This window comes from Sporosarcina luteola (assembly GCF_023715585.1).
In the GTDB taxonomy this organism is placed as follows: Bacteria; Bacillota; Bacilli; order Bacillales_A; family Planococcaceae; genus Sporosarcina; species Sporosarcina luteola_D.
Genome location: NZ_JAMBOK010000004.1, coordinates 1 through 26,294, shown reverse-complemented (window position 1 = coordinate 26,294; position 26,294 = coordinate 1). Strand labels below are relative to the sequence as shown.

Annotated in this window: 26 protein-coding genes and 11 tRNA genes; 10 read left to right on the top strand and 27 right to left on the bottom strand. The window is 46.1% G+C overall.

Features of this window, described 5'->3' with window-relative positions; genetic code table 11:
- Positions 1-13: 13 nt before the first annotated feature.
- From M3193_RS14320 to M3193_RS14290, 7 genes are all read right to left on the bottom strand, one after another.
- A complete protein-coding gene (locus M3193_RS14320; protein ID WP_251629034.1) occupies positions 14-1,090 on the bottom strand; it encodes a sensor histidine kinase in 1,077 nt (358 codons plus the stop codon).
- Entirely contained in the window at positions 1,077-1,760 is a 684-nt protein-coding gene (locus M3193_RS14315; protein ID WP_251629032.1) for a response regulator transcription factor, read from the bottom strand. Before M3193_RS14315 ends, M3193_RS14320 begins: the two co-directional genes overlap by 14 nt.
- 38 nt (positions 1,761-1,798) lie before the next feature.
- Positions 1,799-2,374 carry a TlpA family protein disulfide reductase gene (locus tag M3193_RS14310; RefSeq protein WP_251629030.1) on the bottom strand — a complete coding sequence of 192 codons (576 nt, stop codon included), beginning with the start codon at positions 2,372-2,374 and terminating at the stop codon, positions 1,799-1,801.
- Positions 2,375-2,390: 16 nt separating this feature from the next.
- Positions 2,391-3,149 carry a cytochrome c biogenesis CcdA family protein gene (locus M3193_RS14305; protein ID WP_251629028.1) on the bottom strand — a complete coding sequence of 253 codons (759 nt, stop codon included), beginning with the start codon at positions 3,147-3,149 and terminating at the stop codon, positions 2,391-2,393.
- Positions 3,146-3,763: a hypothetical protein gene (locus tag M3193_RS14300; protein WP_251629027.1), complete on the bottom strand. Its 618-nt coding sequence runs from the start codon at positions 3,761-3,763 to the stop codon at positions 3,146-3,148. Before M3193_RS14300 ends, M3193_RS14305 begins: the two co-directional genes overlap by 4 nt.
- Positions 3,764-3,991: 228 nt before the next feature.
- On the bottom strand, positions 3,992-4,435 hold the full coding sequence (locus M3193_RS14295) for a hypothetical protein (protein WP_251629025.1): 444 nt from the start codon (positions 4,433-4,435) through the stop codon (positions 3,992-3,994).
- Between the two features lie 140 nt (positions 4,436-4,575).
- A complete protein-coding gene (locus M3193_RS14290) occupies positions 4,576-5,223 on the bottom strand; it encodes a glyoxalase (RefSeq protein WP_251629023.1) in 648 nt (215 codons plus the stop codon).
- Between the two features lie 399 nt (positions 5,224-5,622).
- Here M3193_RS14290 and M3193_RS14285 point away from each other — a divergent pair, with 399 nt between their 5' ends.
- The 3 genes from M3193_RS14285 (at position 5,623) to M3193_RS14275 (ending at position 8,654) form a co-directional block, all read left to right on the top strand.
- Complete coding sequence (locus M3193_RS14285; protein ID WP_251629021.1) at positions 5,623-6,642, top strand: S66 family peptidase; 1,020 nt, start codon at positions 5,623-5,625, stop codon at positions 6,640-6,642.
- Positions 6,643-6,824: 182 nt separating this feature from the next.
- Positions 6,825-7,847 (top strand): hypothetical protein, encoded by a 1,023-nt coding sequence (locus tag M3193_RS14280; RefSeq protein ID WP_251629019.1) that lies wholly within the window; start codon positions 6,825-6,827, stop codon positions 7,845-7,847.
- Between the two features lie 18 nt (positions 7,848-7,865).
- Positions 7,866-8,654, top strand: a complete 789-nt coding sequence (locus M3193_RS14275; protein ID WP_251629017.1) for an ABC transporter substrate-binding protein — start codon at positions 7,866-7,868, stop codon at positions 8,652-8,654.
- A gap of 40 nt (positions 8,655-8,694) precedes the next feature.
- Here the strand turns inward: M3193_RS14275 and M3193_RS14270 are convergent, their stop codons facing one another.
- The gene (locus M3193_RS14270) at positions 8,695-9,105 is read right to left on the bottom strand and encodes a ferritin-like domain-containing protein (RefSeq protein ID WP_251629015.1); all 411 of its coding nucleotides are present in this window, start codon (positions 9,103-9,105) and stop codon (positions 8,695-8,697) included.
- 51 nt (positions 9,106-9,156) lie between these two features.
- Here M3193_RS14270 and M3193_RS14265 point away from each other — a divergent pair, with 51 nt between their 5' ends.
- Together M3193_RS14265 and M3193_RS14260 are read left to right on the top strand one after the other, a co-directional pair.
- Positions 9,157-9,360 carry a YheE family protein gene (locus M3193_RS14265; RefSeq protein WP_251629013.1) on the top strand — a complete coding sequence of 68 codons (204 nt, stop codon included), beginning with the start codon at positions 9,157-9,159 and terminating at the stop codon, positions 9,358-9,360.
- Positions 9,361-9,407: 47 nt separating this feature from the next.
- A complete protein-coding gene (locus M3193_RS14260; RefSeq protein WP_251629011.1) occupies positions 9,408-9,566 on the top strand; it encodes a hypothetical protein in 159 nt (52 codons plus the stop codon).
- A 36-nt stretch (positions 9,567-9,602) separates the two neighbouring features.
- On the opposite strand, the gene M3193_RS14255 is transcribed toward M3193_RS14260, so the two are convergent.
- The 4 genes from M3193_RS14255 to chrA all read right to left on the bottom strand — a co-directional run bounded on the left by M3193_RS14255 (position 9,603) and on the right by chrA (position 16,538).
- Entirely contained in the window at positions 9,603-10,859 is a 1,257-nt protein-coding gene (locus M3193_RS14255) for an MFS transporter (protein WP_251629009.1), read from the bottom strand.
- Positions 10,860-11,355: 496 nt separating this feature from the next.
- Entirely contained in the window at positions 11,356-13,107 is a 1,752-nt protein-coding gene (locus M3193_RS14250; RefSeq protein WP_251629007.1) for an ABC transporter ATP-binding protein, read from the bottom strand.
- Positions 13,104-14,846: an ABC transporter ATP-binding protein gene (locus M3193_RS14245; RefSeq protein WP_251629005.1), complete on the bottom strand. Its 1,743-nt coding sequence runs from the start codon at positions 14,844-14,846 to the stop codon at positions 13,104-13,106. Before M3193_RS14245 ends, M3193_RS14250 begins: the two co-directional genes overlap by 4 nt.
- 510 nt (positions 14,847-15,356) lie before the next feature.
- Positions 15,357-16,538 (bottom strand): chromate efflux transporter, encoded by a 1,182-nt coding sequence (gene chrA, locus M3193_RS14240; protein ID WP_251629003.1) that lies wholly within the window; start codon positions 16,536-16,538, stop codon positions 15,357-15,359.
- Between the two features lie 166 nt (positions 16,539-16,704).
- Here chrA and M3193_RS14235 point away from each other — a divergent pair, with 166 nt between their 5' ends.
- Positions 16,705-18,039, top strand: coding sequence for a hemolysin family protein (locus M3193_RS14235; protein ID WP_251629001.1), 1,335 nt, complete (start codon positions 16,705-16,707; stop codon positions 18,037-18,039).
- A 46-nt stretch (positions 18,040-18,085) separates the two neighbouring features.
- On the opposite strand, the gene M3193_RS14230 is transcribed toward M3193_RS14235, so the two are convergent.
- A complete protein-coding gene (locus tag M3193_RS14230) occupies positions 18,086-19,633 on the bottom strand; it encodes a carbon-nitrogen hydrolase family protein (protein ID WP_251628998.1) in 1,548 nt (515 codons plus the stop codon).
- Between the two features lie 131 nt (positions 19,634-19,764).
- On the opposite strand from M3193_RS14230, the gene M3193_RS14225 reads away from it, so the two are divergent.
- Genes M3193_RS14225 through M3193_RS14215 form a run of 3 tightly spaced genes read left to right on the top strand, consistent with a single transcriptional unit; the run spans position 19,765 to position 21,522 of the window.
- On the top strand, positions 19,765-20,190 hold the full coding sequence (locus M3193_RS14225) for a disulfide oxidoreductase (RefSeq protein ID WP_251628996.1): 426 nt from the start codon (positions 19,765-19,767) through the stop codon (positions 20,188-20,190).
- A gap of 1 nt (position 20,191) precedes the next feature.
- Positions 20,192-20,668 carry a thioredoxin family protein gene (locus M3193_RS14220; protein ID WP_251628994.1) on the top strand — a complete coding sequence of 159 codons (477 nt, stop codon included), beginning with the start codon at positions 20,192-20,194 and terminating at the stop codon, positions 20,666-20,668.
- Positions 20,665-21,522: an RluA family pseudouridine synthase gene (locus tag M3193_RS14215; protein WP_251628992.1), complete on the top strand. Its 858-nt coding sequence runs from the start codon at positions 20,665-20,667 to the stop codon at positions 21,520-21,522. The genes M3193_RS14220 and M3193_RS14215 overlap by 4 nt, the downstream gene beginning before the upstream one ends.
- A 45-nt stretch (positions 21,523-21,567) precedes the next feature.
- Here the strand turns inward: M3193_RS14215 and M3193_RS14210 are convergent, their stop codons facing one another.
- The 3 genes from M3193_RS14210 to queG all read right to left on the bottom strand — a co-directional run bounded on the left by M3193_RS14210 (position 21,568) and on the right by queG (position 24,332).
- Positions 21,568-22,398: an aldo/keto reductase gene (locus tag M3193_RS14210; protein WP_251628990.1), complete on the bottom strand. Its 831-nt coding sequence runs from the start codon at positions 22,396-22,398 to the stop codon at positions 21,568-21,570.
- Positions 22,399-22,717: 319 nt separating this feature from the next.
- Complete coding sequence (gene trmL, locus M3193_RS14205; RefSeq protein ID WP_251628988.1) at positions 22,718-23,191, bottom strand: tRNA (uridine(34)/cytosine(34)/5-carboxymethylaminomethyluridine(34)-2'-O)-methyltransferase TrmL; 474 nt, start codon at positions 23,189-23,191, stop codon at positions 22,718-22,720.
- Between the two features lie 13 nt (positions 23,192-23,204).
- Positions 23,205-24,332, bottom strand: coding sequence for a tRNA epoxyqueuosine(34) reductase QueG (gene queG, locus M3193_RS14200; RefSeq protein WP_251628980.1), 1,128 nt, complete (start codon positions 24,330-24,332; stop codon positions 23,205-23,207).
- A 56-nt stretch (positions 24,333-24,388) separates the two neighbouring features.
- Between queG and M3193_RS14195 the strand changes: the two genes are divergently transcribed.
- Positions 24,389-25,102: a B3/B4 domain-containing protein gene (locus M3193_RS14195; protein ID WP_251628978.1), complete on the top strand. Its 714-nt coding sequence runs from the start codon at positions 24,389-24,391 to the stop codon at positions 25,100-25,102.
- A 149-nt stretch (positions 25,103-25,251) separates the two neighbouring features.
- Here the strand turns inward: M3193_RS14195 and M3193_RS14190 are convergent.
- The 11 genes from M3193_RS14190 to M3193_RS14140 form a co-directional block, all read right to left on the bottom strand.
- A tRNA-Leu gene (locus M3193_RS14190) sits at positions 25,252-25,332 on the bottom strand.
- A 34-nt stretch (positions 25,333-25,366) separates the two neighbouring features.
- Positions 25,367-25,440: transfer RNA gene (locus M3193_RS14185), tRNA-Cys, on the bottom strand.
- 9 nt (positions 25,441-25,449) lie between these two features.
- A tRNA-Gly gene (locus M3193_RS14180) sits at positions 25,450-25,524 on the bottom strand.
- 3 nt (positions 25,525-25,527) lie between these two features.
- Positions 25,528-25,599 (bottom strand) — tRNA-Gln (locus M3193_RS14175).
- 8 nt (positions 25,600-25,607) lie between these two features.
- Positions 25,608-25,683: transfer RNA gene (locus M3193_RS14170), tRNA-His, on the bottom strand.
- Between the two features lie 40 nt (positions 25,684-25,723).
- Positions 25,724-25,799: transfer RNA gene (locus M3193_RS14165), tRNA-His, on the bottom strand.
- Positions 25,800-25,823: 24 nt separating this feature from the next.
- Positions 25,824-25,897 (bottom strand) — tRNA-Trp (locus M3193_RS14160).
- Positions 25,898-25,904: 7 nt separating this feature from the next.
- Positions 25,905-25,989, bottom strand: a tRNA-Tyr gene (locus M3193_RS14155).
- Positions 25,990-26,001: 12 nt separating this feature from the next.
- Positions 26,002-26,074: transfer RNA gene (locus tag M3193_RS14150), tRNA-Thr, on the bottom strand.
- 12 nt (positions 26,075-26,086) lie between these two features.
- Positions 26,087-26,162: transfer RNA gene (locus tag M3193_RS14145), tRNA-Phe, on the bottom strand.
- A 9-nt stretch (positions 26,163-26,171) separates the two neighbouring features.
- Positions 26,172-26,247 (bottom strand) — tRNA-Asp (locus tag M3193_RS14140).
- Positions 26,248-26,294 lie beyond the last annotated feature (47 nt).

Sequence of the window (26,294 nt, the reverse complement as noted above, 5' to 3'; positions counted from 1 at the left end):
TAACAATACTTATTCAAAATGCTGCCTCCACCCAAAACCAAAACCGATGCACCCTGCCATCCGTCTCCACACCGACTTTTCCTCCATGCCGTTCCACAATCTCCCTTGAGATCGCAAGGCCCAACCCCGCCCCGCCGAGGTCACGGTGCCTGGAAGGTTCCATGCGGGTGAACCTTTCGAACAAGATTTCGGGAGCTTCAGTAGGAATGGGAAGGCCTGGCCCTTTGACGGATATCGTATATCGGCCACCGCCAGAGCGCCCAATAATCCAGATTGGCCCAGGACCGTCATAATAGCGAATTGCATTGTCGAGCAAATTGGCAAGCACTTGGGTAATGGCAGCCCGATTCATCTTAAAAACGGTTGGCTCGATATCCAGTTCCCAAGGGATGCTGCGATCCCTCAACTTCCATTCGAACATGCTAGCTGACTGAGCCACGACGGCCGCGATCTCTGTGCATTCTCTTTCTACGTCATAGCCATGACGTCTGATTTCCCATTCCTTCAGACTGTCAAACTGCTTAAGAAGATCGATAAGCCGGATTGTTTCTTGATGAAGTGCCTCATACATTTCAGGACTCCCATCAACGAGACCCGTTTTCAAAGCATTCATATAGCCATTCAGATTTGTAACAGGTGTCCGAATCTCATGAGATAGATCCGAGATGAATTTCTTTTGTTGGCGGCGGTTGAATTCGAGCTGATCTGTCAATTCATTGAAATGCCGGATCAACTCCTCCATCTCACCGGTTGTTTGAATCTGAACCATCCCCGGATTTCCGCCCGCTTTCAACTCTTTTATCTTTCCAATTAATAGTTGAAGTGGACGGATGAGCTTCTGATTTAGCCAGATATGAAATACGCCTCCGATAAGGATAGCGGAAATGCTAAACACCCAAAGATCTTTACGCAGCGCCTGCCGGAAAGCTTCCGCACGGTTGTTGCTCATTCCTTCGAAAAGAATGCAAGCAGTATTGTAGATGGCCCAACTGCTAATGGCAATGAACAAGGCGGTAATGACAAAGTTTAGGAGTGTGAGCCGCCAAAAGATTGTTTTAGGCAAGTACTCATGAATCTTAGTCCACAACAAATTTATAGCCCATCCCCCTCACAGTCCGTATCCTCTCAGGTGAAGACGGATTTACTTCAATCTTTTCTCTTAGTTTTTTAATATGAGCATCAATCGTCCGATCCATGACAGATTGGCTTCCGTTTGGGTGAAGGTTTTCGATAAGGGATTCCCGGCTCAGAACGATATTTGGATGTTTCATGAAATGATGGAGCATACGAAACTCGTGGGAAGTTAAACAGACAAGCCGATCACCTAGCCACACTTCTCCCTTCATGGGTTTCAGGCAAAGACCGTCATATATAATTTTTTGGCAGAAGCGGCCGGTTCGTCTAAGGACAGCCTCGACATTTGCAAGAAGTTCTTCCGGGTCAAACGGTTTAGTCAAATAGCTGTCTGCCCCTATATGCAGACCACTGATTCTATCTTCAGTGCTCGCCTTGGCGGATAGCATGATGACCGCCGCTTCATCCGGAGACTGCTCCTTCACCCACTTGCACACTTCTTCGCCGCTTAATTTAGGCAGCATGAGGTCCAAGACAAGCAAACACGGCTGCGTCTCTACATACACACGCTTCGCCTCTTCACCGTCTGCAGCTTCCACGACCGTATAGCCCGCCTTTTCAAGATATAGACGCAGCAGATTGCGGATCATCCGGTCATCTTCGACAATCATGATCGTCTCTTTCATTTTCATCCCTCCGCCTTTATCCTACATAATCCGCATCATCATCTCAGCTTATTCAGCTCACGCCGCATCATATCGTAATTCATCGCGCCCATTGCAACAAACTGCACCCTTCCTTCTGAATCAATCAAATAGGAAGTCGGATAAGCAAACACCCGATATTGTTCAGCGAGCTTACCGTCTTCTTCAAGTGGAATTGAAAAAGTGAGGTCCAACTCATCTACGAACCTGGCTGCATCATTCTGGTTTCGCTCGGTGTACGCCAGATTGACAGCGAGAACTACTACATCTCCATCTTCTGAAATCTTCTGGATATCCGGCATTTCCGCGCGGCAAGGCGGGCACCATGTCGCCCAAAAATTAATGAAAACCCGCTGTCCCCGGTAATCCGAAAGCCGAATGGTTTCCCCTTCTAACGTCTGCAGTTCGAAATCAGGGGCAATCTGGCCACGGGAAACGCCGACAGAGTCCAGCGCTTCCGTATCTCCAGTTTCGGTATTGGTTGAAATGACTGGGGTGCGTCCGCTATCCGGCTCAGATATCTTCTTATCGATAAAGTCATATAATACCCAGCCAATTAATGTAATCATCAAAAGACTTACTACTGTACGTTTCATCCATTTATTCTTCCTTTCATCCCAATTTGGATAGCCATGAACCACTGATCAAATCCAAAATATACGCGGCAATTTTCGGCATCCAGCCGAATAACAAGACTAGGCCCATAAGAATCATGAGGGCACCTCCAATTTTCACGATGATGCCGGACTTTCGGACGAGCCATTTGGACGAACCGATAAAGAACGTCAGCACCAAAAAAGGAACCGCAAAGCCAATAACATACATAATGGTATACAGCATGCCTTGCGCCGGTTGGGTGGCAGCAAACAGGAGGATTGAAGCAAAGATCGGACCGATGCACGGCGTCCAGCCGGCAGCAAACCCGACCCCTACAAAAAATGTTCCTGCAAAACTCGTTTTAGACTTTGAATACTGAAAGCGCCGCTCTTTCATAAACAACGGGATTTGAACCCAACCAGCCACTAATAAGCCCATGAAGATAATGAAAATACCGGCAAGCCGCTGAATGAGCAGTCCCGAACTTCCTGAGAGAAGGTCCTGCATCCATTGTCCAACTAAGGAAGCCCCGGCTCCCAGACTGATGAAGACGACCGAAATCCCTGATATGAAAACCAGTGCATGGCTGAGAAGCTTTTTCCTTACAGCAGCCGACCGATCCTCTTGGATGTCCATAACACTCACACCGGTTATATAGGAAAGATAAGCCGGAAAAAGCGGCAGTACACAAGGCGAAAGAAACGATAATGCTCCTGCCCCGAATGCGAGAGCCAAGCCTAAGAGCAAAGCTGTATCTGCAGTAATCATACTCATAAAATCCCCACTTTCTGTTTAGTAAATGTAAGTGAAACAACTATAAAGGAGAGCAATAGAACAAACCATGGAGAGAGAACAATGCCAAACATGGTGATAAGTCCAACAATCTGCAAGATAACGATCGCGCCGATACTCCAAAGCAGGAGTGACAGACGGATGGCTTGCCTCCCAGACAGCCGGAACAGAATCACATTTGCCGCCAGCATGCCGTATAGCAATAGGTTCAGCACTACTGAATCATGTCGCGCATAAAAATATTGAAGGAACTCATAGAAAAAAGCAGACAAATACAAGATTTGTAAGAGAAATACCTTGAATCCGGCGGAATACGTTTCTCGCTTCCGTCTATATAATAAAGAAACAGCAGTCAGCCCTACTGCTATATAAAAAGCATGTGAACCTGCCGGATAAGCCAAGACTGCAACGGGGTCGCGAATAAGGAGGCTAAAATTACCTACAATTTTGCCGATCCAAAGGAACACGATAAAATCAACAAACAAGGAAACCGCTCGTGAAACGAACCCTTTTCCATTCAATAGAAAAGCCACTACCCCCAAACCCGCCGCAAGACTCATGATAATAAGTCCGACTTCCATCATCCTCTCCGACACGTAAATCTTCTCCCCTCTGTTACTAACTCGCCTATCGTACCGGCGCAATATGAAAATTTGATGAATGAACAAAAAAACGAGCAGGGCTTTTTTGGAAGCCTTGCTCGTTTTTTTGTTCTCTCTACAATTCCTTTATTTCTAAATAATATTCGATTGATAAAGCCAATTTAGCAGGATTGTTACCATTCAAAGCCTTCGCAAGCTCTACGTTTAAATGGTAAAACAGCGTTATCCTCTGGCATTTGTATCCGCCTTCACAAACAAGCGGATCATCCAGCCGACTGCTAGGCTGAACACAAGTTGGCCGGCTGTCCAATAGAACCAAGCCATTCCGTCATCTGCAGCGGGCGGCTTTTCTGTGAGCAACGTCAAAAAGTACAGCACTCCGCTACCTGCGGTATATACAGCGACATATGGCCAAATGCTGTAGTGCCAATTAAAGAACGTTAATATGTAAAAAAGGCCAACGACACTAGCGATGCAAAAAACAAGATGAAACGCAAAGCCGAACGAGGAGCTGTCCTTGAAGATATGAATGAAAGGAAAATAATCTACATTATACAGCAAAATGTAGGCTTCGTTTCCTGTCAGTTCAAAGACGAGTTGCATGAGGAGAGCTAAAATGATTCCGCTTGCGATTCCAATTCCAATCAGCTGCAAAAATTTCCTCATCCGTTCTCCTCCCAAATCGATTAAGAAAAGCGCATTTTCGATAGCCGACAATTGTAGCAATGGATAAGACTTTAATGTCATCTCCTGCTTTTCCCCGCTCTACACCGTTCGTGCCAGTTTCTCGGCATTCGGCGTTCCATCTAGAAGGTAAGCTTACCATCTTCATTTAATTTAATATGTGTATCATTCCAAGTCAGTTCAACCGGATATGATTCCGAAACTTTTTTTGAATAATACCAACGGCGCCCAAGCGGGACGAGGACGATGAATGCATCTCCGCGTCCGAGGAAGTTCAGCTCATCCGGTTCCACCTCGATTCCGTCGCGCAAAGGAATTCCGAGATCAAGCAGCTGGTCTCCCACTTCAACGACATGTGGTGTCGCCATGCCCAGCTCGCTAATATTCAAGAACGATTCTTTTGTCAGATCTCCGAATAGATCACGTTTCCTTCTGCCAATCAATTCGACGATATTACCGACCGGGTCTTCAAAATACATAGCATCTGCGTCAAAACTCGGGAAATAGACTTCATTCCTTCCTTCTTCGCGGTTCAGTGTCACACGATCCAGCATCCAATATTTCATCATGGAAAATTGATTGCCCGGGATGTTGATGGCGAAATGATAAAAAGCAGGTTGCTCACTTTGCTTGAAAGATAGATGCGATTCGCCAATCCGCACTGTGAACTGCTCAGCTGTTGCCTCTGTTATATCGAGCTCCAATACGTTCCCGTAAAAACGTCGTAATGCTTTTAGATTGTTTGTATATAATGTCGCAGACTTAATCATCTTGTTTTTTCCCCTATCTCTACTTCTTTATTTATTTTATTTAAACCTTTGTACATCAATAAAAGTAGAACGTAAATGAGTAATGCTCCAATTACTAAGTTCCATAAGTCGAAGAAAACATATCTGAAGTGGTCTGGATGAAAAAGTTCCGATGCGAAAGTAATAGGCGCGTGTCCATTATATTCTATCCATACAAAAGGCCATCCGAATCCATATTCAGTTCGCGGAAGGATGAAAGCTGAAGCCACTGCAATAATGACACTCAATGCAAACATCTTCTTGTATTTTAATAAGCCCTCTTCCCCCTCTAGAAATAGTGCAGGACAATTTCAATTATTCTTGATAAACTACTATACAACAATCTTACCATATATTATGAAAGAAAATGGAGTGATTCTTATGATCCGCTATCCTAAACCGTTGCAGCTAGGAGATACAATCGGCGTGACTGCCCCTTCGTCCGGAGTTGATGAAAGTCTTCACCATCTCGTCCATAATGCAAAACGCCAGTTTGAAAAAAGGGGATGCCGTGTGCATATCGGTGATACTGTGTGGACACAAAATAAATCCGTTTCAGCACCGAAAGAAATCCGAGCGGCTGAGCTTATGGCGATGTTCAAAAATCCAGATATCTGTGCAATCATTCCTCCATGGGGCGGGGAAATCTTAATGGAGATCTTGCCTTTCATTAATTGGGAGGACATTAAACCTAAATGGGTTTTAGGCTATTCCGATATGAGCACCTTCCTTTTTGCATTGACAGTCCAAACTGGCATTGCGACTGCGCATGGACCGAATTTAGTAGAAATGCGCAGTGATGAATGGGAGCCAGTTGCAAGTAAATTCATGGATGTCTTACAAGCGTCTGCAGGATCAACTATTGAGCAGCATTCCTCCGAATTGTTCCAATCCAAATGGCAACACGATGCGCCGGACGATCCTTATGTATATAAACTGGACTCGCCGACAGAATGGAAAACGATTGGAACAGACAACATTGAGATGGAAGGACGATACTTAGGGGGATGCATCGATACAATCCGTCACCTTGTCGGGACTCCCTATGGTGATATTCATTCATTCCAGAAAAAATTCTTGAACAATGAACCAATTTTATGGTATTTCGAGAACTGCGAGATGAATGCGACCGATTTTCACCGAACGATGCTTCAGTTTGTCTATGCAGGATGGTTTACCAATGCCGCAGGAATCATCTTCGGCCGCTCCCGTGCAGGTCAGGAGGTCGGCGGATTTACCGTCTTGGATTCAATGGAAAGAATTAAAGAGCTGACCGGATTGCCGATCGTTTACGATGCCGATATAGGGCATGTTCCTCCGCAAATAACTTTTGTAAACGGGGCAAGCGGAAGAGTGACGGTGGAAAACGGAAAAGGGAAAGTCAGCACTTCGCTTCGATAATTCTCTGAACGAAAAGCGCAAAATATTTATGCTCTTTTTAATGGATATAGGACGGTTCGGTGGTAACGTGCTGAAAGTCGGTGGTAACGCCTCGCAAGTCGGTGGTAAAGGAGCAACGTGCTGACTTTTCTGTCAGTTAACGATAGAATAGAAGAAAGTTATTTTTAAGGGGGAGTACGCCTATGCCAATTTCATTTCGCAAGCATGAAGAATTTTTCACATTCCATGACCCGATGCAAGACGGAAAATTGATCGACAGAAAAACCGAAATCAGATTCGATCCGTTAACCGGTGAAACATCCCGGATCATTTTTGACCCGGGCGCTCCATTTGTTCCGAAGAATTACTCGGAGCTTGCCAAGGCGACAGAAGGCGAAAAATGCCCTTTCTGCTCTGATAATGTATCTAAAATTACGCCGCGATTCCCTGATGAGTTAGTCGAAGGTGGACGGTTCATCGGCAAAGAAGCGGTCGTTTTCCCGAATTTATTCCCATACAGCAAGCATAATGCGGTTGTGCGCATGTCCGAGCAGCATTATGTGAAGCTTGAGGAGTTTACGGAAGCCCTTATCTCAGATGCTTTTAAAGCGGCACATCAGTATATCGAGAGTGTCTTGGAATTTGACTCAAAAACCGAATATGTCTCCATCAACTGGAACTACTTGCCGCCTTCGGGAGGAAGCATCCTTCATCCGCATATCCATGTATTGGCTTCTGAATTGCCGACGAATTATCAGGCTACAGTCACCTCTAACAGTCATACCTTCTATGAAAGCGTCGGTGAAAATTACTTCACTTCGCTCGCAGCGGAAGAACGCACGCTTGGCGAACGTTGGATTGGCAAAGAAGGTTCGATTGATTGGATTCACGCCTATGCTCCTAAGGGCCATTGCGATTTCATCGGAGTTTTCGAAGAGTCGTCTTTCAAAGAATTGACTTCCGAAAGCTATCATGACCTTGCAAAAAGCCTTCTCCGCTATTTCAGCTATTTTAGAGAAAATGGATTGGAAAGCTTTAATGCTGCATTGTTCATTCCAGTGAATAAGCATGCCGCGGAGCAAGTCCATTTCCGATTGATTCCCCGCATGACGATAGGGGCTTTGGAAACGAGCGATATGAATGTGTTCAATTATTTGCATGGAGAGCCTTTATCATTGAAGGCCCCTGAAGAAGTTGCAAAAAAAGCGGCAAAGTTTTTTGTATGAAAGGAAGGACATATCGTATTGAATAAAACAGTTGTGGACAAGGTCGGACGAAGCGTCACGTTTAACTTCCCGCCAAAAAGGATCGTGTCATTATGTCCAGGTATTACGGATACATTATTTGCACTCAATCTTGAAGAGAATATCGTCGGGAGAACCCGTTTTTGCATCTACCCGAAAGGTGAGGTCGAACTTGTACCGGCTGTTGCGGGCACAAAGGACATCAAACTTGAATCGATTCAAGAAGTGCAACCGGAACTAATCATCGTTGAAAAAGAGGAGAACACGAAGGAGATTGTGGAAGAGTTGGAGAAGCACTTCCCTGTCTATGTCGCCGAGGTCCAATCGGTAGATGACGCATTCAGGATGATCGAAGATATGGGAAGCTTGACCGATCGAAGCGAAGCCGCCACAAAGTTAGTACGCTCAATTCAACATCAATTTAACTCCTTGCCTAAGGCTTCCGGAAAACGTGTTGCCTATGTCATTTGGAGAAAACCGTATATGGTCGTGGGAAAAGATACATACATCAATTCGCTATTGGAAAAGATGGGCTTCGACAATCCTTTCGTCGAAGCGGAAGGCAGATATCCAGTAGTCACCGCAGAAGGTTTTAAGAATGCGAATTTGGATTATGTACTGTTGGCATCAGAACCCTTCCCTTTCAAAGAAAAGCATAGTAAAGAGTTTATCGACATGATTCCGGAAACTGAACCTATTCTCATCGACGGAGAAATGTTTTGGTATGGACCGAGAATGCTGGAGGCTTCTAAATATTTTCAGCAACATCTACCTATACTAGACCAGTAAAAAACACGGGATCATCGTAAAGATGGTCTCGTGTTTGCATTCATCTTAAAGAATTATAGATTGTCGACATCCGGATCGCATGCTCCATTTCGTCATGCATAGCAATGAATATCGGATTGTACGCTTGTTGGAAAGGAATCGTCAACAGCATTTCCTTATACGTCTCAACCCCATCCAATTCACCGACAAGCGCTTGTTTGACGCATTGCTTGAAGTTATAGCACGGAATCGGCTTCTTCGGATTTTGTACAAATGTCCCCGTCATCATATAATAGAGTTGCTGCAACATTTCATAATGGCTTTTTTCATCCTCATACGCATGCTGGATGAAATCCCGCCATAGCGGATCGTCGGTTTTTTCATACATCGACTTGTAAAAGTAATAGTCCTTGTATTCACCCTCAATTGCCTGCTTTAATTTATCGACAAACACGTCAGCACCCTTTCGCATCTTTTGTACACTTTATGCGGGTCGGGGCTTGTCTATGAAAGGAGCGATATGATGCTTCAGCATTTCAGTTATAAGCCAATGTTTGCAGGCGGCAGCTTGCCAGGTTGGACGTTTTCATTTTTTTATCAAAATGAGCGATTTACGGGAGATTACAAGCCGGACGGTACAATCGTCTGGACTGGCGGAACACCGTCTGATGAAGAAAACGTCAAAAAAATGATTCATGAGTTAATGACATTCCACGTTTATGAATGATGAAATCATTTCCGTACATACTATCCTTCGATAAGGAGGCGATATGTATGGCTAAAGATAAAGGAAAGACCCCTGAGCAATTGCACAATGAAAAAGAGCAATTGAAGATGCAAAACCAGAAAACCGAAAACGTATTTGAGGATAAAAGCCGGGTGCCTGAAGAGGAAAATGCTTGGAAGGAAACCCAGTATCAACGAGGCGAATAAGAAAAGGGCAGTCCCGAATTTGGGATTGCCCTCTTTTTATTCGCCCGCCAATTTCCTTCTGCCGAAAATGAAATAATAATAGATCGATGAGATGGTGTAAAGTCCGGCCGTGATTGTGAATGCATATGCATAGCCCCAATAAGATCCGTTTACTACGACTAAACCTGTTGCCACCGTTCCCATCGTTGCCCATCCTAGATTGAATACCATCTGATTCATAGAATTGGCGAGTCCTTTGTATTTATCAGACACGACTTCCATCGCAACGGCGCTTTGTATCGGATTGCCGGCGTTCATGAGCGCCTGCCGCAGGAGAAAGCCGAGGGACGCCAACCATAAGGACGTCGTATATGCAGTCAATAGAAGGAAAGGGATCGACAGCGCCTGGAATAAAATAAGCGCCTTCACCTTGCCGACTTTTCGCGAAAGTGCAGGTCCGATCATAGCGGCGACCGCGGTCATGGCTGAACCTAATGATAATACAAACCCAATATAGGAGTTCGATGCATCAAAGCGGTTTGCAAAATATAAATTCAAATACGGAACCACTAAACCGGAGCCGAAACCGATGAGCAAGCTCGCGAATGAAAAGTGGAAGATAACGATCAGATTGCGTTTTAAGTTGTCATCCGCCAGCGACTCTTGTTCATTTCTTTCATTATCTACTTTAACGGACTCCGTGCGGCTCTCCTGTAACTTGAATAACGGAATCAAACCGATTGTAAAAATAGCCGCTCCTAAGAGGAGTGAACAGCGGATCGCTTCCGCTGCACTAATTGCAAATACAGTCTGGAGCATATCCGAAATAATCCCGCCTGCCAAACTGCCGATGACATTCGCAATCGTGATAATTGCAAAGTTGACACTGAATAGCTTTACCCGTTCTGTCGGGGATGAGTTCTCTGCGAGGAACGGGATGCCCGATACTTGAACAAATGCCATAAATAAGCCAGTCAAAAATGCAGCCGTAATAATCGGCGTCTCCGCAACTGCGATCCCCCGATAGAAGAGAGTCGCCACTGTTAAAACGGAACCGCCGACAATCATCCATTTACGGCCGAATCGATCGCTTAAAAACCCGGCAGGCACAAGCATAATCGCGGATGCCATCGCAATCATGGAAATCACTTTCCCATTCACCGTTTCCGGCATTCCGAGCTCCCGTATGTATAAATTATACATGACCATGAAAACACCCATACCGATCTGGATGAGCGCATTCCCTATAATAAAAAGCCTGACATTCCGATTAAAAGAGGAAAATTTGCGTCCCCATTCCCTAACCCATTTCATTCAGATTTCCAACTTTCCATGCGATAATACTTCGACACTCTAAATATACGTGTTAACAAAGTATTTCGCAACGGAATTTTCATTCTAATTAAACCTTTGGGCGCCGATATCCCTTCGTTTTGGGCGCGCTACCACTCTCTTTGGGCTGCTACCACTTACTTTGGGCGCGCTACCACTTACTTTGGGCGCGCAGCCACTCGCTTTGGGCGCGCAGCCACTCGCTTTGGGCGCGTAACCACTCGCTTTGGGCGCGTAGCCACTCGCTTTGGGCGCGCTACCTCTCGCTTTGGGCGCGCTACCTCTCACTTTAGGCGCGCAACCTCTCACTTTGAGCGCGTAACCACTCTCTTTGGGCGCACTACCTCTCACTTTGGGCGCGATCCCCCCCACTTTGGGCGCGCACCCTCTCACTTTCGGCCCACAACCCTCTAAACAACAAAAAAACTGCCACAGAAAGTCAGTTTTCCGACTTTCCGTGACAGCCTCCACCTTTACGTTAACCCACCTTCGAACTAGTTCCCGCCTGCAATTTATACATCTGTGCATACTGCCCGCCGAGCGCGAGCAATTCATCGTGATTGCCTTGCTCGACGATTTCACCACGATCCAAAACTAAAATGCGGTCCGCGTTTTTAATCGTAGACAAACGGTGGGCGATGATGAATGTCGTCCGTCCCTTTTTCAACACATCCATCGCGTGCTGGATAATTTCCTCGGTTTCCGTATCAATATTGGAAGTCGCTTCGTCCAATATCAAGATGGCCGGGTCAAAAGCTAGTGCGCGGGCGAATGAAATGAGCTGGCGTTGGCCGGATGAAAGCGTACTTCCCTTCTCCACGACCGGCTCGTCAATTCCGCCCGGCAAATGCTTCAACACTCGGTCGCCGCCGACTGCATCAAGTGCATCCTGCACCTTTTCACGTGAAATGCGCGAATCGCCAAGGCTGATGTTCGATTCCACAGTGCCACTGAACAAATACGGGTCCTGCAAAACGATTCCCATATGATCGCGGATTGTCTGGCGTGACATATTCCCGATGTTCATTCCATCAATCGTTATTTTCCCTTTTGATACATCATAGAAACGGAAAAGCAAGTTCATGATGGAGCTCTTGCCGGATCCAGTATGACCCACAAGCGCAACCGTCTCTCCTTGTCTCGCCTCGAAGGAAATGTCCTTCAGCACATATTCCTCATCCTTATAAGCGAACCAGACATCCTCGAATCGGACATTTCCGCGATAACGGGCAATCTTCTCATCGCTGACCGGCTCCCCTTGTCGATCCAACAACTTAAAAACGCGTTCTGCGGCGACAAGGGAGTGCTCGAGTCGAGCGAACTGGTTGACGACTCCCGTGATCGGGTTGAACAACCGTGTAATATAATCGACGAATGCATAAAGCATCCCGACAGAAATGACGCTTTCCGCCGACAGGGACGCACCACCGAAATACCAGATCAGAAAGACGAAAGCCAACGACCGGATGATGTCGACGAGGTTATGGGATGTCGCCGCTTCGACTTTCAATAATTTACTTTGATACTTATAATGTTCGTCATTCAATTCATTGAATTCGCCATCCATCTGCTTCTCCCTGCGGAAAGCTTGGATGATCGTCATGCCATTAATCGATTCGTTAATCATCGCATTCATCTCGCTGTTTTTGCTGCGGATGATATGGTTCACCTTCGCTGCGAATCGTCTGTACAGCTTCATCCAAATATAAAGGACTGGCAGGACGAAAAGCGTGATGGCTCCCATTTTCGGATCCAAGTAAAAGAGTGCGATGAAGATCCCAAGCATATACATGCCGCTGATCGCAAACTGTGAAACGACCGTTACATACAAATTCCTGATCGCTTCCGTATCGTTTGTAATCCGCGCGACGACTTTCCCAGCAGGCAAATCATCGAAATAGCGAATCGGCAACGTCTGGATATGCCCATATAATTCGTTTCGCATCTTTTGAATAATCCTGTTTGCTGCTTGCTGAAGCAATAAATATTGGAAATACCTTAGAATCGCTGTAACGACTGCCAAACTGAAAAATACAGCCAACAGTTTGGCGATCGGTGTGAAATTGATCGTTTTATCAAGTGATGTCGCAATATGATCGTCAATAATCTTCTTTGCAATTAACGGCCCCATCAGATCCGCCGCGACGGCGAAACCGAGAAGGACGATTCCTGTAATTAAAAGCTTCTTGTAATCAAGTGCATACTGCACTAAACGTTTGCCGGTACTCATACTTCAACCTCCCCGATCTGCTGGCGGTCGAATTGCTCTTTATACCATCCGTTGTTCGCAAGCAAGTCTTCATGTCTACCTTCTTCTATTACACGTCCGTCATCGAGCACGATGATCCAATCCGCGTGTTGGATAGCGGATAGTCGGTGCGTCGTGATGATCGTCGTTTTCCCAGACCGCTCCGATTGGATGTTCTCGATGATTTTCGCTTCCGTCTTCGCATCGACGGCGGACAGCGAATCATCCAGAATAAGGATTTCAGGATTTTTGACGAGAGCACGCGCAATCGAAATCCGCTGCTTTTGCCCACCTGATAACGCAACACCTTTTTCGCCGACCAATGTATCCAATCCAGCCGGCAGCATCTCTAAGTCTTTTTCGAAATGTGACAGACGGATTGACTCCGAGATATCCTCCTCTGTCGCTTCCGGACGTCCGAACAAAATGTTCTCCCGGACAGAACGCGAGAAGAGCACATGATCCTGCGGCACATAGCCGATCCAATCACGGACTTGATCCTTCTTCAATGATTGAAGTGCGACATCCGAGAACACGATCTGTCCGTCACCCGCAGGATACTCACGCAACAGCTGCTTGACGAACGTCGTTTTTCCGCTTCCCGTCTTTCCGACAATGCCGAGCGTCTGTCCCCGGTCCAACTGAAGATCGATATGATCCAAATTGACCGCGTGCGACATCGGATACGTGAAGCTGACATCGTTGAAACCGACGCTTTCCGGCTGATCAACGTCAATCGGTTTGTCAGGATCTTTCACATCTTCCTCATAATCAAGCGTCTCCATAACCCGGTCAAGAGACGCATTTCCGCGTTGCAACACGTTGATCAGTTCGCCGATTGCAAACATCGGCCAGACGATCATTCCCAAATACACATTGAATGTGACAAGGTTTCCAAGCGTAATTTCACCGGTTGAGACTAAGAATGCCCCATAGCCGAGTCCGATCATGTATGTCATTGCCGTGAGCACTTTCGAAAACGGCATGAACAGCGCGTCAATCTTTTCGACATGCATATTCTTTTTGTACACATCTTCCGTCATATCAGCGAACCGTTGCTCCGATGCACGTTCCTGTACATAGGCACGGACGACGCGCACACCCGCCACAGCTTCCAGCACGTTATCGTTCAACTCCCCGAACGACTCCTGTGCTGTCATATACCGTTCGTGAATCTTCTTTCCGAGCACCTGTAAAATGAATGCCAGGATCGGCAACGGCAAAATGGCAGCCAATGTCAGCTTCCACGACACGACGAACCCCATTGTAATGATGAGTGTGCCTAAATAAGCAGTCGAGTCGACGAGCGTCATGATTCCGAAACCTGCAGTCTCTGAGATAGCGCGAAGGTCATTCGTCGAACGCGCCATCAGATCGCCAGTTTTATTCTTCTCATAAAACGTCGGCGTCATCTTAAGGAAATGACGCATGAGCCGCGTCCTCAATTGCCGTTCAATGACATACGCCCCACCGAACAGCTGGTATTGCCAAACGAAATTGCCGACATACGCGACAAACATGATGAGGAACATCGCCCCAATGAAAAGTGCAAGCAGATGAGTTGTCATCGTCTTCGTATAAATTGCGTCAATCGCCTGGCCGATCAGCCAAGGCGGCAAAATGACGAGCACATTCGCCAACATCAAAAGGACGAGTGCAATCGTGTACCTCTTGCGGTTCTCCTTGAAAAACCACTTTAATTTGAATAAAACCGAAAACATACTTTCAACCTTCTTCCTTCAATTCTGTTTACCTAACCGCTTTCCAGAGATTCCTTCTTTAATAGTTTCCGTTGCTGATTGATAATTTTCATGATCAGCACTCCTTTCTCACAGTTTTTTATGGTTGCACGTTGGTAACGTGTAAACACCGGAAATTCATTCCAATGACAAAAAAGGCACACGCCTCCTAAGATAAGCGTGTGCTCAAAAAAGGGACGACTAAGTCATGCCGCCCCGTTACATTTCATAGAATAGGAAAAGAGCAGGTCAGCACGGAATTCATATATTGTTGTTGTTTGACAAAAGAGACTCTTTGCATTTCCCGCACCTTCCCAACTATTTAGATTTTCGAATAATTCAACAGTACCATTGACAATTTCCATTTGTCAATACATTTCAATACAATTTGTTTTAATGCACCCACGTCAAAGCATATAGAGAAAAACGGGTATGCCAGGAGATGTTTTCCTGGCATTTTTCATTATATGCAGGGAACGTCATCCGTATGTCTCACCCAATCAGCAAATGGGATAGCGCTCCAAATGCCGCTGTAATCAGCACAACGAGCCAAGGGGCCATTTTATAATACAGTAAAAGACCGAAAGCGATGATGGCGATCCCTAAATCGCTCGGATGAACGATCGAACTAGTGAATACGGGATCATACAGTGCGGCGAGCAGAATTCCGACGACTGCCGCATTCACCCCCTTCAAAGCCGCTTGAATACCCGGCTTCGAACGAATGGCGGACCAAAATGGCAATGTGCCGATGACCAGCAGGAATGATGGCAGGAACATGGCGAGTACCGCAACCGCAGCTCCAGAAGGTCCATTCATCAGTTGCCCCAAATAACCGGCCAACGTAAAGAGTGGTCCCGGTACAGCTTGTGCCGCCCCGTATCCCGCGATAAACGTCTCAGCGTCCATCCATCCTGCCGGAACGACTTCCCGTTCAAGCATCGGCAATACGACATGTCCTCCGCCGAATACGATTGAACCGACCCTGTAGAAAATATCGAAGATTGAGAGGAACGTATTTTCAATGAAAGACCTGATTGCAGGAACGCCGATCAGCAGCAGGAAAAAGACCGTCCATGCAGCCATCCCCGTCTTCTTTCCGAATGAAAGATTGATCGATTCTGGCTTCGGTGCCTTCTCCTTCCGATATAGTGCATAACCGATGAGTCCAGCCCCGACGATGATCGCGATTTGACCAACTGCTGTAGGAATCAATAAAGTTAACACAGCCGCAACGAGGGCAAGTGTTATTCGCGGCCGATCAGGCGTCAATGACTTGCTCATGCCGACCAATGCATGTGCGACGACAGCGACTGCAACAATCTTCAATCCTTTAATCCAACCGATATCGAAGGAAGCTGTCGAGGAAACAAGCCAGGCGAATGCCATTAACAGCAAAACCGATGGCAATGTGAAACCGATCCAAGAAAGAATTCCACCAAGTAATCCCCCTCGCATCAAGCCGATTGCAATCCCTACTTGCGAACTTGCAGGTCCGGGTAAAAATTGACACAATGCCACAATATCCGCATACATTTTATCGTCGAGCCATTTCTTCTTCTTCACATATTCATCCCTGAAATAACCGATATGGGCTGCCGGGCCTCCGAATGAGGTTAATCCGAGCAGCAGGGATGTACGCAAGATTTCTAACGCGTTTTTCTGCTTCTTCACAAATCACACCTCCGAATATACTTTATCCATTATACAAGATGTAGGCAAAACCATTTGTTTTTTTCTTGTAAATAATTTATCATTATCTTAACTAACCATTTTAACCTTACAGGAGGTGTGCACTTTGTTCTACCCCTCATTCGGGCGCGGGACAAAGTAAACTTATTTGGAAATTGCCATACGATTGGCAGCCTTTGCTGCCTTGATCGCACTCACCGCATTCTTTGTTGCGAGTGAATTTGCAATAGTGAAAGTTCGAACAACACGGATCAACCAGCTTGTCGCGGAAGGGAACCGACGGGCAATCACAGCAAAAAAAGTCATCGGTAATCTCGATGAATATTTATCGGCTTGTCAATTGGGTATAACGATAACGGCTTTAGGACTGGGTATGTTAGGTGAACCGACCGTAAAATTGCTCATGAAGCCGGTGTTCTCCCATTTTGAAATTGCCCCGAATGCTGCGACAATCCTTTCTTTCATCATTGCATTTACCGTCGTAACATTTTTACATGTGGTAGTAGGTGAATTGGCTCCTAAAACGATCGCCATCCAACGGGCGGAAGCCATTACGCTCGCATCAGCTAAACCGCTCATATTCTTTTATTTAATCATGTATCCTGTCATTAAAGGGATGAATGGATCCGCGCGTTCCATCATCCGGCTGTTCGGTTTCAAATCGGCTTCAGAATCGGAAATGGTTCACTCCGAGGATGAGTTGAGATTGATTCTGACGGATAGCCTAAAGGGCGGGGAGATCAACCAGGCGGAATATAAATTCGTTAATAAGATATTCGAATTCGACGATCGGGTCGCAAAAGAGATCATGGTTCCGCGTACCGAAATGATGACGATCGAGAAAGACGTCTCATTGCGGGAAATGTTTGAAATGATGGGCGTCGAGCAATTCACTCGGTACCCTGTCACAGATGGTGATAAAGACCATGTCATCGGCTTGGTCAATATGAAAAATCTGCTGACGGCGTTCATCAAAGATCCAACTACGGGAGATCAGCCCGTCAGTGAATATATGCAACCGATCATCCGAGTCATCGAAACGATGCCAATCGGCGACCTGTTACTGAAGATTCAACGCGAACGAATCCATATGGCAATTCTTATGGATGAATATGGCGGGACATCCGGACTCGTTACGATCGAAGATATTTTAGAAGAGATCGTCGGAGAAATCCAAGATGAGTTTGATATGGATGAAGTGCCTGAAGTTCAAATGATCAATGAAAACCATTATATCCTGGACGCTAAAATGTTAATCGAAAACGTTAATGATGTCCTCGATATTGATATCGACGAAGAGGATATCGATACGATCGGCGGATGGTTCATGTCCGAAAAATTCGAAGCGGTCCCTGGTGAGAAGATCATTGAACAAGGATATGAATTCACCGTGAAAGATGTGGAAGGACATCACATCCTTTACTTGGAAGCGGTGAAAAATGAAAAAGCAATCGGATCGGCAGACCTACAGGTTGAATCGTAAAAACAAACGGCATTTCCCTACTAAAAGGGAAATGCCGTTTTTACATTCACTGATCTTTCTTATAGACTACACTGTAAATATCATGGCGACGGTCCTTCAACTGTTTCACTGTCCCGTCCTGACGCTGGCGGCGTAAAATCTCGAGATCGACATCCCCGATTAGGACCATTTCCAAATTGGGGTTCGTTTCTCCGACGATCCCATCACGCGCAAACTCGAAATCTGACGGAGAGAAAATGGCTGACTGTGCATATTGGATATCCATATTTTCCGTCTGCGGCAAATTGCCGACCGTTCCGGAAATGACTGTGTAGATCTGATTCTCAATCGCACGTGCCTGGGCACAATACCGGACGCGCAAATATCCTTGGCGATCCTCTGTACAGAACGGAGTGAAAATGATATTCGCCCCTTTATCCGTCGCAATTCTCGCAAGTTCCGGAAATTCGATGTCATAACAGACCTGGATTGCAATTTTCCCGCAGTCCGTATCGAATACTTGGATTTCATCCCCTTGGCTGATCCCCCACCATTTCCGTTCATTCGGTGTAATATGGATCTTGTATTGCTTCTCGATTGACCCATCCCTTCTGAAAAGATAGGCGATGTTGTAAATCTCCTCATCTTCTTCCTCGACGAAATGGGACCCACCAATAATATTCACATTGTAGCGGACCGCAAGATTCGTGAACATTTCAATATACTGAGGCGTATATTCCGTCATTTTCCGAACCGCCCTGCTTGGCGATGGCTCATCCAGGAAAGACATCAGCTGGGTCGTGAAGATTTCCGGGAAGACGACGAAATCCGAACCTGCATCGGACGCGACGTCTACAAAGTATTCACATTGATTGGCCATTTCCTCGAATGATGATATTTTCCTCATCAAATATTGAACAACGCAAATACGGACAGGGTAACTTGTCTTATAATGCCGCTTCGTCGTTGCTTTATAATCGACATTATTCCATTCCATCAACGTTGCATATTTTTTGGACGCTTTGTCATCCGGTAAATAATTTGGATTGATCCGCATGAGGGTAAAATCATTCAATATCTGGAAAGTGAGCACAGGGTCATAGATTTTATGACGTGATACCGCCTCCACGTACTCCCTTGCCGACATCTCAGCTGCATACCGATGATAGTTCGGTATCCTTCCCCCGATAATGATCGACTTCAAATTCAATCGTTGGACGAGCTCTTTCCTCGCTTCGTACAGCCGCTGTCCAACTTTCATCCTTCTATAATCAGGATGGACCATCACTTCAATGCCATATAGATTATATCCTTCTGGATTGTGGTTCGTTATATAGCCTTTCGCGGAAATATCATCCCACGTATGGCGATCATCGTATTCGTCGAAATTAATGATCAAGCTCGAACAGGAACCGATGATTTCCCCATCAAGCTCAGCGACGAATTGCCCTTCCGGAAAGATTGCCAGATGGCTTTTTAGATGATCTTCCTCCCATGGGTCCATGCCTGGGAAACAGACCTCCTGCATCTTTACTATTTTTACGATGTCATCTTCTCTCATCTCTCGGATAATCATGCTCATTTCAAATGATGATAAATCTATTTCTTCACTCATCCATAGTTCACCCTTTCTACATAATATGTACCCATAATTGACTAGGAAAAGTCATGTAGTTCCGATTATTTTACATGAATACACCCACACCGTATAATCAAAGAGGAATCTTAGAAACAGGAGTTGACACTATGCACAAACGGTTGGAAAATGGCCTAGTTTTCATATTCACCATTTCCCTCATCGCAACACTCGGCTCTTTATACTTTTCTATTGTTCGGGGTTATGAACCTTGCACTCTATGCTGGTATCAGCGCATCCTTATGTACCCGATCGTTTTGATGTCGGGTGTCGCTTTATACCAGAAAAACGCAAAAATCGCGTTGACGACAGCTGTTTTTGCAATTGTCGGCGGTTCCATTTCACTTTATCATTATGGAATCCAGAAGCTCAGTTTTTTACGTGACAGTGCACCGGCTTGCGGAAATGTCTCCTGCACTGGCCAGTATGTGAACTATCTAGGATTCATCACAATACCGTTCATGGCTTTGACGGCATTCGTGCTGATCCTCATTACAAGCCTCTTCTTATTGAAATGGCAAAAGGAGTCTAATTGAATTGAAGAAATTACTGATCATCGGCGGTATCATCATCGCCATCTTCGCTTTAATTGTCGTATTGAACACTCAATCCAACAAAGAAAAGTTGAAGGACAATCCATATGGTACGAAGCAACTTAAACAAGCAACGATCGATTTGATCGGCAATAAAAATTACAGCAATATCGTCCTCCCGGATGAACTATATGAAAAAGTCTCTTCCGGAGAATCTGTCACTGCGTACTTCTTCTCTCCCGAATGTATGTATTGCATGGAGATGACGCCAATCCTCATGCCGATTGCAAAAGAGAAAGGGATCCACGTGTATCAATATAATATGCTGGAATTCGAAAAAGAAGCCCAGCCATACGGCATCAAGTCTTGGCCGACGTTGATCCATTATGAGGACGGAAAAGAAGTTAAACGATCTGTTGGTTTACCGGTGAATCCTGAGAAAGATATCCGTGCTTTCTTCGATGAGTATGATAAAAAATGATGGATAAACTGAATACGGCTTTCCGTTATCAAATAACCCGGGATGGACTTACGGTCGAGGAACTGCTACGGGATGAGTGGAAAGCTGGCAAAAAGACCGTCCACCAGATGAGGATGGATAAGGCGGTAACGGATACAGCCGGACAACCTTTCGAATGGCGGACACCATTGGAAGCAGGGACGGAACTTGTCTTTCATTTTAAAGACGCCGTATCATCGTACAAGCCGGATGAGCACGCGGATGTTTCCGTATTGTTCGAGGATGAACATTTCCTTGCGGCTCTGAAACCTGCCGACATTGCCACCCATCCAGATGAACACGATGAGGGCGGTACTTTCATGAATGCCATCATGGCTTATGTAGCGAAGAACGGCGGAGCTTATGCAGAGCATATCAATCGCCTCGATAAAGGTACTGCGGGAATTGTTCTTGTTGCGAAACATCCGATTGCAAAAGCGCTTTTTGATCGGATGATCGAGGAACGTGCCATTACACGCATCTATCACGCAGAAGTCGACGGGCGCTTAAAACGGATGAGAGGGACGCTTCAATATCCGATTGGACGGGACCGCCATCATCCGACGAGACGCCGTGTCTCCCCAGGCGGGCAGGATGCCGTCACCCGCTACCGGGTCATTGAGCGGAATGATGAGTCGACAGTTGTTGAAGCAAGTCTTGAAACAGGCAGGACGCATCAGATTCGCGTTCATTTTTCACACATTGGGCATCCCGTCACAGGTGACACACTCTATGGCGGAAGCGAAACTGATGATGGAAACTATCGGTTGGTTGCAAAGAAAGTTTCCTTTAAACATCCATTTACAGAAGAGCAGACAACAATAGAAATCATATGAAAAAACCCGCGGAATCGAATTCTGCGGGTTTTTCATATGACTTATTCATACTTCATCGAACTTCTCTGGATTTGTCCCCGTTCTCTCATCACGGTTCAAGGCATCGATTTTCATCATGTCTTCCGGTGTCAACTCGAAGTCTTTCACGTCAATGTTTGACTTGATCCTGGCGGGAGTCACCGATTTTGGGATGACTACCAATCCATGTTGCAGATGCCACTTAATAATGACTTGTGCCGGCGTCTTGCCATATGTTAACCCGATCTGCTGCAAAGTAGGCTCATCCATGAGTCCTCCTCTTGCAAGCGGCGACCAGGAAGTGACAACGATGCCATGTTCATTGCAAAAATTCCGCAATGGCTCCTGGGTAAGACGCGGATGCAATTCAATCTGATTCACCATCGGCTTCACATTCGCAACGTTGAACACTTGCTCCAGATGATGGATATGATGATTGGACACTCCAGTGGCCCTGATCAGCTTTTCTTCATAGAGCCGCTCAATTGCACGGTATGTATCCACGAATGTCTCAGCGACTGGCCAATGAGTCATATACAGATCCAAATATTCCATTCCAAGTCTTTTCAAAGAAGCTTCGAACGCTTTTAATGTTGCATCATATCCTTGATCGGTGTTCCATACTTTTGAAGTGATGAACAGCTGCTCCCTCGGAATGCCCGATTGCCGGATTGCCTCGCCCGTCTCTATCTCATTCTCGTAAATAGCAGCAGTATCGATAGCCCGATAGCCAACTTCCAAGGCATATGAAATCGCTTTGATTGTCTCATCTGAATCAGTCATCTTGTAAACGCCGAGACCAAGCTGAGGCATATCCACACCGTTCGATAGAGTCATCTTGCCGTCAAAATAATCCATTCTATTCCCCTCCTATACGGTTTGTATACGTTTATTGTACCTGTATTCCATGGCTTTGACGAATGATGGCAGCCAGTTGTTAATCAGAATGACACAATTTTTCAGTACGGTCATTTCAATTTGTTATTCTTTAGGGTATACTATGTGAAGGACTAATGATTTTACAGGAGGTACATTCGATGAATCTTATCCTTATTCTAGCCGTTTCCTTTGCATTCCTCTCGGCGATTTTCACAGGTGGATATGAAGACAAACCTGGTAAAGTGAAAAAATAAGAACTCCTAAAAACGGGACATGCCTTAAATGGCAGTCCCGTTTTTTATTTTAAATCTAAAAATGTTTGTTGCCGCAGGGCTTCGTAAATCAGAATAGCGGCTGTGTTGGATAAGTTGAGCGATCTGATATGATCATTCATCGGGATGCGCAGGCAGTTTTCGATGTTCTGTTCAATCACTTCGTCAGGCAATCCGGTCGTCTCTTTCCCGAAAACGAAGAAGACATCCTTTGAAGGATCTGAGTAATCAAAGTCCGAGTAGGTCCTCTCCCCGAATTTTGTAATGAAGAAAAACTGCGCTTCAGGATAAGCGTCAAGAAACTCCTGTATATTTTCATGATACGTAATATCGACATATTGCCAATAATCCAGACCTGCACGCTTGAGCATCTTATCATCAGTAGAAAATCCAAGCGGCTTTATCAGATGCAATTTCGTTCCTGTCCCCGCGCATGTACGGGCGATATTCCCAGTATTCGCTGGAATCAATGGTTCAAATAATGCGACATGTATCGCCATTTCAGCACTTCCTTCAATTAGTCTCCAATACGTTTTCCATCTCGGCGCGAACGTTGGGATCCTCTTCCTTCTGTATTGCCAATTCAATTGCTTTAATACCTTCGATCGTTCCAATCTTACCGAGTGCCCATGCAGCAGTCCCACGAATAAGCGGACGCTGATCGTTTACTAGCAGATCTGTCAAAGTCGGTACAGCCGTCTCGTCCTTAAAGTGTGCAAGTGCAAGGATCGCATTCCGCTGTATCGGATTCTTGCCTCTCCATGAACCCGACATATGACCGTACGTCTCCTTGAACTCTCGATTTGACAACCTGAGCATCGGCACGAGCAATGGTTTTGCTAATTCGGGCTCCGGCTGAAATGCAGGCTGATGAAGATTGTATTTGCCTTTATTTTTCGGACAAACAGTTTGGCATGTGTCGCAGCCATACACCCGGTTTCCGATTTTCGCACGAAATTCTTCGGGAATCGGTTTTTTCGTCTGTGTCAAAAAGGCGATGCATCGTTGGGCGTTGAGCTGCCCTCCTTGAATCAAAGCCCCTGTAGGACACGCGTCCAAACAGAGCGTGCAATCACCGCATTGATCCTCCATCGGAATATCCGGTTCAAACGGGATATTCGTAATCATCTCTCCTAGGTAGACATACGAACCGAATTCCGGTGTGATGACAGAACAGTTTTTAGCGGACCAGCCGATTCCCGCACGAACCGCGACAGCCCGGTCGACAAGCTCTCCAGTGTCCACCATCGAACGCATTTGAGCATTTGGCAGCTTTTCGGAAATAAACCTTTCGAGCAGCTGCAGCTTTTCGCGGAGTACGTGATGATAATCAGTTCCCCAGGATGCCCTTGCGAAAATGCCACGCCGTTCCCCCTTCCTCCCTCTTGGTGAATCTGTCATTTTAGAAGGGTAAGCGACCGCTATGGAGATGATGCTTTCAGCGCGTTCAAGCAACATGACAGGCTCTGTACGTTTCTCGATATCACTTTCTTCGAAACCGGATTGAAAGCCCAATTCCTGTTGACGCCTCAAACGGTTTTTTAATTCCAGAAAAGGGGCTGCGGTCGTAAAGCCGATTTTATCAATGCCGATCGTGGCTGCATATTCTTTTATTGATGACTGTAGCTGAGCGACATTCACAACGTTCCGCCTCCTTTATGATAGGATTGAAAATAAAAGATGACAAAGGTGATAAAATGAAAATAACAATAGATGAAAAACTCTTTCAACAAATACCCGGTTTGAAATTGGGCATTATCCATTATAACAAAATTACTGTGTCCGAATCTCCACAAATGCTAAAAGGGAGACTCCAATTATTCCAGGAACAGCTTTACTTCGAATTGGACACCAAACCTTTCAACGACTTTCCAGGCATAAAGGAATGGCGCGAGACGTGGAAAACATTTGGAGCAGATCCTAATCGATACCGGCCATCCGTGGAAGCCTTTTACCGAAGGATCAAAAAGCAGAATTACTTGCATACCATCCATACTGCGGTTGACCTGAATACGTTCTTCTCTCTTCAGTATGAAATTCCGGCAGGCATCTACGATTTAGCAAAAGTTGTAGGGGATGTCCAATTGACCCTTGGTGGCGAGGACGACGGTTATGACGGGTTGAATGGCCGCTTTACCTCATTGAACCATATACTTCAAGTAAAAGACGATTACAGCCCTTTCGGCAGCCCTTATGTAGATTCCATCAGAACGGCCGTAACCGAAGAGACAACGGATGCCCTCCATATCCTATTCCTCCGGCCTTCGATGACCAAGGAAGAGGCGCTGCAGCTGACTACGGCATGCGGTAAGATGTTCACCTCCATCAGCGGAGGAGATGCCTCTTGCTACGTAATTGACAAAGAGACTCATTCCGTATTCTTGAAAGGAGCCAACCCATTCCCATTATGATCGGTTGCAATCCATTCGCAATAAACTATTCCATTCCATAGAAAACGCTCCTATCCGTGAAAGCGGAAGGAGCGTTTGTAGGTTTAAACGAAAATCCCAAATTGGGAAAGAGAAAAGATGCAACCTGGGTTGCATCTTTTCAATGTGGATACCCGAGGCCGGACTTGAACCGGCACGCCTCGCGGCATCGCATTTTGAGTGCGACGTGTCTGCCATTCCACCACTCGGGCATAATAACAATTTACTTACAGCATACATGAAATATGGAGGCGGCAACCGGAATCGAACCGGTGGTAAGGGTGTTGCAGACCCGTGCCTTACCGCTTGGCTATGCCGCCGTAAGAAAGTGGAGCGGAAGACGGGATTCGAACCCGCGACCCCGACCTTGGCAAGGTCGTATTCTACCACTGAACTACTTCCGCAAACTGGGGTAGCTGGATTCGAACCAACGAATGACGGAGTCAAAGTCCGTTGCCTTACCGCTTGGCTATACCCCAAAAATAAATGGGGCGGACGAGGGGAATCGAACCCCCGAATGTCGGAACCACAATCCGATGCGTTAACCACTTCGCCACGACCGCCATGATTATTAGATATTCTTCAATTGTATACTGCATAGAATGGGGCGGACGAGGGGAATCGAACCCCCGAATGTCGGAACCACAATCCGATGCGTTAACCACTTCGCCACGACCGCCATGAAATTGAGCTTAAACAGAAATGGCAGGGGCAGTAGGAATCGAACCCACACCAAAGGTTTTGGAGACCTCTATTCTACCGTTAAACTATGCCCCTGTATAAATGGTGGTGGGGGACGGATTCGAACCGCCGAACCCGGAGGGAGCGGATTTACAGTCCGCCGCGTTTAGCCACTTCGCTACCCCACCAAGAGAAGCATATGCCGGCGATAGGAGTCGAACCCACGACCTACTGATTACAAGTCAGTTGCTCTACCAACTGAGCTACACCGGCATAATATAAAAATGGTGGCTCAGGACGGAATCGAACCGCCGACACAAGGATTTTCAGTCCTTTGCTCTACCGACTGAGCTACTGAGCCACATAAAAATGGCGGTCCCGACCGGGATCGAACCGGCGATCTCCTGCGTGACAGGCAGGCATGTTAACCGCTACACCACGGGACCATTTGGTTGCGGGGGCAGGATTTGAACCTGCGACCTTCGGGTTATGA